Consider the following 11,395-nt stretch of genomic DNA (forward strand, 5'->3'; position numbering starts at 1 on the left):
AGCATCTTCCGGTTTCTTGTTTTTAGAGCTGTGGTGTCATGTCATGATATTCAACAAGTTTTTTAGTTAATAATCCATTTATTATTTCCTGTTCCGGATCTGAAATATTCGAAATCCGTAGTTTTTCTGATCGTCTCTATAACATTCTCTACGCTGTCCTTTAAGTCCAGGTACCCTGAAAATGTCTGCCTGGCCAATACCAGGTCGGTGATCTCTATCTCTATATTGTAATACCTGGCCAGCTTTTTTACGATCTCGTCCATCCTGCTGTTCTCGAGGATCAGCACGCCTTCCTTCCAGGAAAAGAAATCATCCACATCCACCTCCTTCGAGGTCATTCTCCCGGTGTTCTTCTCGTATTCGGTCATGGTCCCCGGTTTTATCCTGATGGTTTTCTCCCTTTGCCACATACTTTCCCCTTTATAGGCCACTTCAACACTTCCGCTTTTCAGCACGGTTCTTACCGCATCGTCCCCGGCGTAATTGCTCACGTTAAACACGGTTCCCAACACCCGGATCCGGTGGTTATCGGCCAGCACCATAAAAGGTTTCTCCTTGTTGTGGGTCACTTCAAAAATACCTTCACCTTCCAGGTATACTTCTCTTTTATCCCCTTCAAAAACAGCCGGGTATACCAGTTTCGAACCTGAGTTGAGCCAAACCGTGGTGCCGTCGGACAATGCTATCCTCGATCTTTTACCATAGGGCACGATAAGGGTGTTGAATGCTACCTGTTTGTTATCGTCTTTTTTCTGCAATACGGTTTTCGATTTTCCTATGGTTACCTTCTCACCGTTCGGGGAATAGGAAACCGTAGAGTCGGCCGCGCCCAGGCTTATTTCCTGTTCTTCTCCCATAACAAGCCTGACTTCCCCGCCACTATCTTTCCCGCCTTGGTCCAGCGATCTGGCATAATGATAAACGCCCGGCGGCTGTGTGGCCCGGAAATACATCTTTCCAGCTACCAGTACCGACACCACGCACCCCAGGACCAGGGCTCCCCTCCTGATCCTGTTGCGCCTTCTGTATCCGTGTACGGACCGCATAATCCGTTTTTTTAACAGGTCCTGCTCTTCCTCCCGGATCACGGCTGTTCCTTCTGTATTGTTATTACTTTTTTCCACGATAGTTTCTTCAACGATTATTATCCCGGCAAAAGCCTGAAATGCATTCCGACATTGCCCGATACAACATACAACGCATTTTCAGCATAAGTACCGGACTATTCCGCGTCCTGCATGGTGCGTACCGGGGGGCTCTATTATATAAAAGGCCGTTTTTGCCCCGGCATAGACAGTTTTTTAAAACTTTTTTCAGAAAATATCAGATGTTTTCTTAAAACGGAAATAAAATATTTGAGAAACAGGTGATTGACAAAAGCTGTTTCTATCACCTGCCCGTACGGGAACCTATATGCAGAAAAACAACCCGGAAAGTATAAGCAGGCAGGGCAGCAAATGCGCACGAAGCACTTTTACCGCCCGGTAGATCAGTGTCCTGGAAGTTTCTATCGAAACATCCATGATCTCCGCTATTTCTTCATAGGGTTTCTCTTCCTTGTATTTGAGAAACAGGGCCTGTCGCTGCCTGTCCGTCAGCAGACCGAAAGACGATTCCAGGCGGAGCGCCCTTTCGGTATGCCATTCGTTAAAAATATAATCTTCTTCCGCAGAACATACGGACTGCTGGGGGACAAAAATATACTGCTCCGTATCTTCCACGGAAACCGTCCGCGTATTTTCCGCTGTCCTGAACCGGCGGCTGATCTTTCGCTGCAGTGACCGGACGAGATAAGCCTGTACGTTGGAACAGGCAGACAGCTTTTTCCTGTATTTGTAGAGGTCGAGAAAAAGATCATGTATGGCATCGAGCACTTTCTCCCTATCGCCCGAAACCCTCATTCCGTAAGAAAACAGTAAGCCCGCATACCGGTCGTATAGGGCACCAAGAGCTTGTGTACTCCCCCTGCGAAGTTCTTCCCATAAATCGTGTATTTCCCTGTTACTTTTCAAAATGCCTGAAATTCATATAGTTAAAAAACTATCCGTTTTCAACCTGTTAACCCTTCCGCAAAACCGGAAGTCACAAGAAGGCAGTTCTTTATGTTATCGAACACATAATTGAAGTCGACAGCATGGTAAAATCCGGCCGGGGCAACTATTTCCAGGATAAAAACATCCCGGGTATTCAGGGGGCATGCCCATATCTTTCGAGTAAAATTAACATTTTTTTTACAAAAACAAATTTTTGAAAATTAAATTCCCGTATATAATGTAAAAAAATAAAAACCCGGTTTTCCGGAACCGGGTATACGCACGCAGAAAGACGAGGCCACACGACGTACAGCCCGGAAAGAGAACGGCAAAATACCCCGGACTTGATATTTACATTTTTTTGTCGTAATTTAATTGCTGTCTAATCAATACATTGAAAGATCATGGGAGCAAAGTTCATACAGTTCAGATACGGCATTGTCACGGCTCTTGTGCTCATTGCCTATTTTTTGATCGTAAGGTTGTTCGACCTGCATGAAAATATATGGCTCCGGCTGTTCAACGGATGTATCGTAGCCTATGGCATTTACGCTTCCATCCGTTTCAAAAGGCTGGTACAACGCGAGCAGTTCGATTATTTTTCAGGGGCGATGACCGGTTTGTCCACCGGGTTTGTCGCCACTGTTCTCTTTGTTGGTTTTATGGCGGTATACATGTTCCACCTGGACCCGAAATTCCCCGAAAGCATCATGAATACCTGGATCAAGGGGCATAACCAGGGTCCCGGTATGCTGTTGTTCATTCTGGGTATCGAAGGATTTGCCTCTTCGGTGATACTCACCCTCGCCTTTATGCAGAAATTCAAGCCCAGCTGGAACCTCTCTTCAAAAATACCGGAAAAGGCCAAAAAATTAGCCTGAGCTGTTTGCCTGTTAAGGATTTAGGAGTATATTTGCACCCGCCTTTGCCATGGGCAGGGCTTATATAAAAAAATAATTCTTAATTAAGAACGCTATGTACGCAATTGTAGAGATAGCAGGGCAGCAATTCAAAGTTGCGAAAGACCAGAAGGTATTCGTTCACCGCCTGGCAGAAGACGAAGGGTCGAAAGTTTCTTTCGACAATGTTCTTCTGGTAGACAACGGAGGTGATGTTACCATAGGCGCCCCGGCTATAGACGGCGCTTCGGTAGAAGCCAAGGTCGTCAAGCACCTCAAAGGTGACAAGGTTATTGTTTTCAAAAAGAAAAGGCGTAAGGGGTACCGTGTAAAAAACGGTCACAGGCAATTTCTTACCGAGATCGTAGTGGAAGACATCCTTGCCTCCGGAGCAAAAAAGCAGGCTCCCAAAGCCAAAGCGGAAAAACCCGCAAAAAAGGCTGCTGCTAAAAAGACAGCCAAAAAAGGGGACGACCTGAAAAAAATTGAGGGTATCGGACCGAAAATTGCCGAATTGTTTAACAGCAACGGTATTGTAACCTATACGGATCTCGCCGCCACTGCTGTAGACAAGCTCAGGGATATCCTGACAGAAGCCGGCCCGAATTACGCCAACAAGGTTCCGGATACCTGGCCGCAACAGGCCCAGCTTGCTGCAGATGGCAAATGGGACGAACTGAAGGATCTGCAGGAAAAACTGGACGGCGGTATTGAAAAATAACCCCCGTAAACGATAATTAAAGTATAACCCTCCCTGTTTACCACTAAGTAGACCGGGATAAAAAACCGAACAAAATGGCTCACAAGAAAGGTGTAGGTAGTTCCAAGAACGGTAGGGAATCAGAATCTAAACGTCTTGGTGTAAAGATATACGGAGGGCAGGCTGCCATTGCCGGAAATATCATCGTACGTCAGCGCGGGACAGCCCACAATCCGGGTGAAAACGTATACATGGGTAAAGATCATACCCTGCATGCGAAAGTTGACGGTGTCGTAAAATTTGAAAAGAAAAGGAACAACAAATCTTACGTTTCCATCGTTCCGTTCGAAGCGTAAGGAACACTTCCTTTACAATATTAAAAAACCTTCATCCGGAACCGGATGAAGGTTTTTTTTGTTAATTCCAAAAAATACTTTGCCATTACAGAGGGGTTAAATACTTTTGCATTGTTTGAATTTATTCTAAATAAAAACCACTATGAAAAAGCTATTTGCCCTTTTAACCCTTGTACTGGTCGCTACCGGCGTCGCAGCGCAGAGCGGAACCATCCGGGGAACTGTGATATCCACAAAGAACAACCCTATAGAATATGTGACCATTACCCTGGGCCATAACGGCACCACGAAGGGAACTCTTACAGACAGCCGGGGAAACTATGAGATCCGGAATATTTCGCCGGGAACGTATACCCTGAAAGCTTCCTCGGTAGGATACAAGACCCGTGAAATCCGCATTGTGGTAGATGCAGGAGGGGTTACCACACTACCGGACATTACACTTCCCGAACAGCAGGAGCAGCTTCGGGAAGTTGTTGTTGCAGGCAACAGGACCAATAAGTACGCACAGAAAGAAAGCACTTATGTCTCCAAACTTCCTTTGAAGGATATCGAAAACCCGCAGGTATTCAACAGCATAGGCAGCCAGCTCCTGGAAGACCAGGTCATTACCGGTTTTAACGATGCCATCCGCAATGCGCCGGGAGTTACCATGCTGTGGGAACCTACCGGAAGGGCCAGTGACGGAGCCGGATATTTTTCCGTCCGCGGTTTTGCCGTGCAGCCCACCATGCTGAACGGTCTTCCCTCCCTTACCAACGGGAGCCCGGACCTGGCCAATACAGACCGGATAGAGGTCATCAAGGGCCCCTCGGGAACACTTTATGGCAGCAGCCTGATCTCCTATGGCGGATTGATCAATATCGTCACCAAAAAACCCTTTAACATGTTCAAGGGCAATGTTTCCTATACCGCCGGGAGTTACGGGCTCAACCGGGTCACCGTAGATGTAAATACTCCCCTGAGTACGGAAAAGAACATCAACCTCCGGGTAAACGGTGCCTACCATACCCAGAACAGTTACCAGGATGCCGGTTTCAGGAGGTCGTTCTTCTTTGCTCCCTCGCTTTCCTACGAGGTCAATGACAAACTCTCTTTCCTGGTCAATGCCGAGATCTATAACGGACGAAGTACCAACCAGACCATGCTGTTCCTGGACAGGGTAAACCCCATAGGGGCACACAACATAGACGAGCTGGGATACGACCATAAACGATCGTACACCAGCAATGATCTGTATATCGACAACCCTTCATACAGCTTTCAGGCACAGATGAACTACAAACTCAGTGAAACATGGACTTCACAGACTGTACTTTCCAATTCCTCTGCGAAATCCGAAGGATACTACTCCTACCTGACCGAAAGTACTACAGCAGCAGAAACAGCAGCCGACGTAACCCTGAATGACGGAATGGTATTCGGCCGGTATATCAGCGACCAGAATTCCGAGACCATAGGAACAGACATACAACAGAACTTCATCGGCGATTTCAAGATAGGATCAGTCCGCAACAGGATGGTCGTAGGCATTGATTACCTGAAAACCACCGTTACCTCCAACAACAGTCCGTATATCCTGAACGGCATGGTGTATATGGGCGGAACGGACATGGAAACCTTTAACCGTGATATCCTCGGGATCACAGATCCTTCGCAATATACAGACGACAGCGGGGTACTGACCGCAGCCGGCACCGATGCGCTGCTGGCCAACGGAAAGATAAGCCCGTCCAGGGCCATTCAGGAAATTTTCAGTGTATACGCCTCCGACGTGATCAATATTCTGCCCGAGCTTTCCGCAATGGCCAGCCTTCGGGTAGACCGGTTCTGGGACAACTCCTATAACCAGACCGCTTTTTCCCCGAAATTCGGGATCGTTTATCAGCCCGTAATAGATCAGGTCGCCATCTTTGCCAATTATATGGACGGCTTTACCAATATAGGCCCGAGGGAAGAGGTCAGGAATTCGGTATCTTCCTTCCGTTCCTTTGATCCGGAACATGCCACCCAGCTTGAATTCGGAACAAAACTCAACCTCTTTAACGACAAACTCACTGCTACCCTGAGCTACTACGACATCAAGGTTGCCGACATGTTACTGCGTGTCGACGACCCGACCGCCGATAACCCCACCGATTTTTACTATGCCAAAAACGGGGAGCAGCGCAACAAGGGATTTGAGGCCCTGGTCAATGCCAGTCCGGTCAAGGGGCTGAACCTCATTGCCGGATACAGTTACCTGGACAGCAAACTCGAAAAGGGGACCGAAGACCTGGTCAACAGGAGGCCAGAAGGAGCAGGGCCCGTAAATACCGCAAACCTGTGGGCCGGATACCAGTTCAGCACAGGAAAACTCAAGGGCTTCGGGATTGGCTTCGGCGGAAACTACGCCGGGGAGAACAAGATCATGAACCGGAATACCGTAGGCACCTTTACCGTTCCGGAATACACCGTACTCAATGCCTCCGCATTCTACGGCACCGAAGACTTCAGGATTACCCTGAAACTCAACAATATCACAGACGAGGAATACTATACCGGATGGTCTACGATAAACCCGCAGCTGACCAGGAACCTGGCAGCCGGCTTCTCGTATAATTTCTAAACCGGAACAGTTAAAAAGCAACCGTACCGAAAACCCTGTCTTATGGCTTCTGATCATGATGACAGGGTTTTCCGGTTACAGGTTACAGGGTTGCTGGTTACAGCTGCAACACGGAAGCGCCGGAGATTCCTCCTTTCGTCGGAATGACAATATCCTGTTATTCAGAGCGGAGTGCAGTGGAGTCCTGCCTACCGGCCGGCAAGGAAGAATCCCGACCCCAACTCAAAGAAACTCCTGGCTTCGTGTTTCGTGCTCTTCCAGGCATCACCCTTCTTTCTTCTTCTGAAAATAACGGCTGAACAACAGGAATAATACACCACAGGCAAGCCATGTGGGAAGGGTTACAAACGAGAGGAACACATCGAATTTCAGGGAGATAAAATAAAACAGCCCGAAGCTGACCAGCCAGGCCAGGAAAACGGCATTATTAAACCGTATCCCCGCCTTTTCGGCATAAAACCGCTGTATCCCCGCCTTTTCGGCATAAAAGTGTTCAAATACGATAATGGCACCAAAAGGGGCGAGTATAAACCCGTATAGCGCCACGAAATCCAGGAGTTTCATGGCTATGGCCGGAAACAGCCCGGCAACAGTAGCTATGCCGCCGGCAATCATGGTCACTTTTGCCGTGGAGGTTCTGGGCATAATAGCCTGAAATGCAAGCCCCGCCCGGTATATCGTCGGGTTGGCTGTGGTCCACCCGGCCAGGATCACGGCAATAATACCGAAAACCCCGAGGGTATCATAGGCCAGGGGGCCCGGAGCGACCGAAGGAGCTTCCCCTGAATTCAGTATGGCCTGTACTTCGGGAGAACGGAGGTATACCGCATAAATAAGGGCTGCCGAGATCCAGGCCATATAATGCCCTACGTACATTCCCGCTGCCGTGGTCCACCCCACCGAGGGTTTATCTGCATAGCGGAAGACACTGAGATCGGACATACCTATATGCATGGCCGCATTGGCAAACCAGGACCACAACACCACATGCCAGAAGGTAAACTTTACCTGCCCGGGAAAAGGTTCACTGCCCTCACCCCATATATCCCAGAAGTCTGAAAAACCCGAAACCCCCAGTTTGTTCAGGGCAACGATCCCGCAAAGCAGGAATGCCAGCACTATGAACGGCGACATCCAGTTGGCCGCTTTAGAAACCGTTTCATAACCCCTTGCGGCAATGACGGAAATAACCATTCCTATGGCTATTACGATAACAATCCAGGTAATGCCGTTCGGCATGGTATCGGTAAGCCTGGGCATTTCCATATCAAAGGGAATCCCGACCGCCGTAGCCGATATGGTCACCATAGACCCGGCAAGGAAGCAGAACAGCACACCGTTGGCCAGGTTATATGCGGTAACCAGCTTTCTTCCGCAGATCTTCTCCAGCTGATAGTAAAGCGTCCAGCGGTACTTTACCGCTATCCCGGCAGTGAGGAACCTCCAGCTCAGTACGGCCAGGAAATTGCCCAGTAAAAGCCCCACAATAAGGTCGAAAGCGCTGACCCCGGTGGTCAGGAACAGCGGGCCGATAACAAATTCGGTACCGGCGGCATGCTCTCCGGCATACATTCCGAGAAAACTTTTCCATCCTTTCCATTTCGATGCGGGTACTGCCTCCCTTTCGAATTCGCCCCCGGAAGAAGCGGTCCCATCCGGTGTATGTCCTTCGGTATTGGTCTGTTCCATTTAGTTTATTAGTTTGTAGTTCTTAGTTGTTAGTTGCACATTCCGACAGCCTGTCCCGAACATCGGGAAAGGAGAACCCCAAAGGGCTCAACGCAGTTAAATCTCCGGGCTTTTCGTTATGCTGTTGAAGTTTCTTTGGGCTGGGGTCGGGATTCTTCACTCCGCTGCGCTACGTTCTGAATGACAACTCCCGACTTCCAGCTTCGGACTTCCAACTCCCGCCCGTTTCGTCGTTTGCAAACTAACGACAATTCACATCTTTTTAGTACGGTTGATAAAAAACGGTCAGACCCTGTCTGTCTCCGGTGAGAGCAGCAGGGGTGAAAGTTTTTCCATTTTATATGTTTTTTTCAGGAATTTGGGCCCCGGCTTTTCTTCAGAGATCACCATGGCAGCGCCCAGGGCCGACCCCAGTGAATTCCGGGTTGTTCTTACCTTGAAATCCTTGAAATGATGTGCCATCAGTTTTACAAAAACCTCATTATCCGTAAACCCTCCGTCTATAAATATCTTCCTGAGTTCCGTATTTCCGATAGCCCTTCTGGAGGTCTCCACCTGTAGTTCCATGAGCTCTATCATCAACTGGTGAAAAGCCTCCTCAAAGGACGCAAAAGGGGCCAGGTCGGTCTTGTTGAGCTTTCTGCGCCGCAGCCTGATCCCTTCAAATTTAAAGTGAACGGAAGCGCGGGAAATAAGTTTCTTATAGATCTCCTTATCAAACTTCACCTTCCGGTGATATCCGTAAGCCTTTCCGTAATACTCCCCGAGCTTCTTCACCTGTATCCGGTACTCATTGCCCATAAAGAAACGGGTGGCCTTCACTCTTTTACCTTTGGTCCGCATATAGTTCAGGCAGTTGTACTCGATATCCTCCCTGGTCAGCGGCTCCTGGTTAAAGGGGTTCAGCGAAATACTCCAGGTACCCGTCGATACCAGCAAAAACGGCTTTTTCTCACTCAGTATATAGGGCAGGAGCGCTGCGGAACTATCGTGAATCCCTACCCCCACTTTTATCTTTCTCCTCTTATAAGTCATACCGAGACTGGTTTCCGACGGCACTATCGGGGGGAGTTTTTTATCGATCTCTTCCCTGTATACCCAGGAGTGATAATCATTGGCCTCATAATCCCACAACCCGGTATGGCACCCTATACTGGTATAGTCACTGAGGGGTACGCCCGTAAACAAGTAGGAGAGGTATTGCGGAAAGTGGATGGAATATTTTATCTTACTGAAAACTTCCGGCCTGGTCTTTTTTAACCAGTACAACTGCATTCCCGAATTCAGCATTCCCTCCCTGGGCGATGCGGTCTCGGCAGCCACGGATAAGGCGTCGCCATAGGTATTATAAAATTCATCCGCTACACTTTCCGGAAAAGGCTTGGTGTAATTATACAGCGGGGTAAGCACATTCCCTGTTTCGTCGAGATGAACAAAACTGGCGCCGTAACTGGAAAAATTGATGGCCCTTACCCTGTATTCGCCCGAATGCAGAATACGGTCGAACACTCCCTTGAGCCACTGCTGGAGCTGGGGGAGGTTCTCTGCGGGATAGCCGTCTTCATCTGTCGTTTCATCCAGTGTGGTATATTCCCTGTACACTTCATTGAACTCCTTGTCGAACAGGAAAAATTTCTTATTGGTCTTGCCTATGTCGAATACGGCGGTTACCTCGGTTTTGGCTGTCATGGCGGTAAAATGGTTATACTTGGTTGACAAAGCTCTACAGTCCGGTGGCCCGGGTACTGCTGCCCCTCTCTTTTACCAGCTGTTTTCTCACTTCCAGGGAACGATAGGTTTCCAGCGGATCAAAAGCTCCCCCCGCGCGGAGCCTGGCCTCGCGGAGCAATGGCCGTACGTCGGTACGGTAAGCATGCTGCAATATCTCCTGGCACCGTACCACATCGCTTTCCTGCTGTGCTGTAAACAGGGCGTTGCGGTCTACCAGCAATGCCTGGGCATATGCTATCAGGATCGCTTCGAGCGACTGTATAAGGTCTTCAAGGGGATCTTTTATATTATGGCTTGCATCGATCATCCAGGCCAGATCCGGGTTCTGAGGGTTGTTTTCCATACCGTAGACCAGTTCGTTAAAGATCAGGAACAGGTTATACGGTTTTATGGCTCCCACGGTAAGGTCGTCATCTCCGTATTTGCTGTCGTTGAAGTGGAAGCCTCCCAGTTTCCCCTTCTTCATCAGGGTGGCCACGATCTGTTCTATATTGGTATTGGGCAGGTGATGCCCGAGGTCTACCAGGGTAAATGCTTTTTCGCCACAGGCATTGGCCAGGGCAAAAGATGTGCCCCAGTCCTGTATAACGGTACTGTAAAAATGCGGTTCGTAGGGTTTGTATTCTATCAGCAGCTTCCAGTCGTCCGGCAATTCCGAATAAATATGCTTCAGGCTGTCTTCGGTATGTTGCAATACGGTCTGAAAATTGTACTGCCCCGGGAAACTGGCCCCGTCTGCCAGCCATACCGTAAGACTTTTGGAGCCCAGCTGCTCCCCGATACGGATCACCTCTATGTTATGTGCAATGGCCTGTTCCCTGGCAGCCCGGTGTACACTGCTCAACGATCCGTTCCTGTAACTCTCCCCGGCTCCTGCCTGGTCCTGAAAGGTATTCGAGTTCATGGCATCGAACGAAATTCCCAGTTCATCAGCCAGTTGCCTGATGGCGGCTACATCTTCCGGGATATCCCACGGAATATGTAAAGACACGGCCCCTGCCGTGCGGGTAAGCTGGTGTATAAGTCCTATATCCTCTATCTTCTGTTCCAGGTTTCCGGGCTCGCCCCCATAGGAAAAACGTCCGAAGCGCGTGCCCCCGGCCCCAAGGGCCCAGCTGGGCAGGGCTACCTGGAAATCCGCGAGTTTCTGTATGGTCTGTGCCATCCGTTTTTCCTCATACAGCGTCCGAAGCCCGTCCAGCTGCTGCCTGTGAAAACTATCCTGCTGCCTGTTCAGGGCATCGATCTGTTCTTGTTGTATTCTCATTTAGTTTATTCGTTCTTAGTTGTTAGTCCGGGAGTTTGACAGCAGAACGGAAGCCCCGGAGATTTAACTGCGTTGAGCCCTTCGGGGTTCTCCTTTCCCGATGTTCGGGACA

9 protein-coding genes are annotated in these 11,395 nt (G+C 49.1%); 4 read left to right on the forward strand and 5 right to left on the reverse strand.

The annotated features are described in order from the left end of the window. Positions 1 to 62: 62 nt before the first annotated feature. Both DN748_RS14885 and DN748_RS14890 read right to left on the reverse strand, forming a co-directional pair. Entirely contained in the window at positions 63 to 1,124 is a 1,062-nt protein-coding gene (locus DN748_RS14885) for a FecR family protein (protein ID WP_112372626.1), read from the reverse strand. 285 nt (positions 1,125 to 1,409) lie between these two features. Further along, positions 1,410 to 2,012, reverse strand: a complete 603-nt coding sequence (locus DN748_RS14890) for an RNA polymerase sigma factor (RefSeq protein WP_161554571.1) — start codon at positions 2,010 to 2,012, stop codon at positions 1,410 to 1,412. Between the two features lie 425 nt (positions 2,013 to 2,437). On the opposite strand from DN748_RS14890, the gene DN748_RS14895 reads away from it, so the two are divergent. From DN748_RS14895 to DN748_RS14910, 4 genes are all read left to right on the forward strand, one after another. After that, positions 2,438 to 2,914, forward strand: a complete 477-nt coding sequence (locus tag DN748_RS14895) for a DUF4199 domain-containing protein (protein ID WP_112372628.1) — start codon at positions 2,438 to 2,440, stop codon at positions 2,912 to 2,914. Positions 2,915 to 3,008: 94 nt separating this feature from the next. After that, positions 3,009 to 3,653, forward strand: a complete 645-nt coding sequence (rplU, locus tag DN748_RS14900) for a 50S ribosomal protein L21 (protein ID WP_112372629.1) — start codon at positions 3,009 to 3,011, stop codon at positions 3,651 to 3,653. Positions 3,654 to 3,727: 74 nt separating this feature from the next. Beyond that, on the forward strand, positions 3,728 to 3,988 hold the full coding sequence (gene rpmA, locus DN748_RS14905; RefSeq protein WP_112372630.1) for a 50S ribosomal protein L27: 261 nt from the start codon (positions 3,728 to 3,730) through the stop codon (positions 3,986 to 3,988). A 142-nt stretch (positions 3,989 to 4,130) separates the two neighbouring features. Next, a complete protein-coding gene (locus DN748_RS14910; RefSeq protein ID WP_112372631.1) occupies positions 4,131 to 6,596 on the forward strand; it encodes a TonB-dependent receptor in 2,466 nt (821 codons plus the stop codon). Between the two features lie 264 nt (positions 6,597 to 6,860). Here DN748_RS14910 and DN748_RS14915 read toward each other — a convergent pair whose 3' ends face one another. The 3 genes from DN748_RS14915 to DN748_RS14925 form a co-directional block, all read right to left on the reverse strand. Next, complete coding sequence (locus DN748_RS14915; RefSeq protein WP_112372632.1) at positions 6,861 to 8,285, reverse strand: purine-cytosine permease family protein; 1,425 nt, start codon at positions 8,283 to 8,285, stop codon at positions 6,861 to 6,863. Between the two features lie 285 nt (positions 8,286 to 8,570). Continuing rightward, a complete protein-coding gene (locus tag DN748_RS14920; RefSeq protein ID WP_112372633.1) occupies positions 8,571 to 9,974 on the reverse strand; it encodes an FGGY-family carbohydrate kinase in 1,404 nt (467 codons plus the stop codon). 34 nt (positions 9,975 to 10,008) lie between these two features. Then, positions 10,009 to 11,283, reverse strand: a complete 1,275-nt coding sequence (locus tag DN748_RS14925) for a TIM barrel protein (protein ID WP_112372634.1) — start codon at positions 11,281 to 11,283, stop codon at positions 10,009 to 10,011. Between the last annotated feature and the right edge of the window lie 112 nt (positions 11,284 to 11,395).

This window comes from Sinomicrobium soli, from assembly GCF_003285545.1.
Classification (GTDB): Bacteria; Bacteroidota; Bacteroidia; order Flavobacteriales; family Flavobacteriaceae; genus Sinomicrobium.

What these genes read in the sequence shown, in the direction of transcription:
- DN748_RS14920 (WP_112372633.1), bottom strand. Translation starts at nt 9,974, where the DNA reads ATGACAGCCAAAACCGAGGTAACCGCCGTATTCGACATAGGCAAGACC.
- DN748_RS14910 (WP_112372631.1), top strand. Translation starts at nt 4,131, where the DNA reads ATGAAAAAGCTATTTGCCCTTTTAACCCTTGTACTGGTCGCTACCGGC.
- DN748_RS14915 (WP_112372632.1), bottom strand. Translation starts at nt 8,285, where the DNA reads ATGGAACAGACCAATACCGAAGGACATACACCGGATGGGACCGCTTCT.
- rplU (WP_112372629.1), top strand. Translation starts at nt 3,009, where the DNA reads ATGTACGCAATTGTAGAGATAGCAGGGCAGCAATTCAAAGTTGCGAAA.
- rpmA (WP_112372630.1), top strand. Translation starts at nt 3,728, where the DNA reads ATGGCTCACAAGAAAGGTGTAGGTAGTTCCAAGAACGGTAGGGAATCA.
- DN748_RS14925 (WP_112372634.1), bottom strand. Translation starts at nt 11,283, where the DNA reads ATGAGAATACAACAAGAACAGATCGATGCCCTGAACAGGCAGCAGGAT.
- DN748_RS14895 (WP_112372628.1), top strand. Translation starts at nt 2,438, where the DNA reads ATGGGAGCAAAGTTCATACAGTTCAGATACGGCATTGTCACGGCTCTT.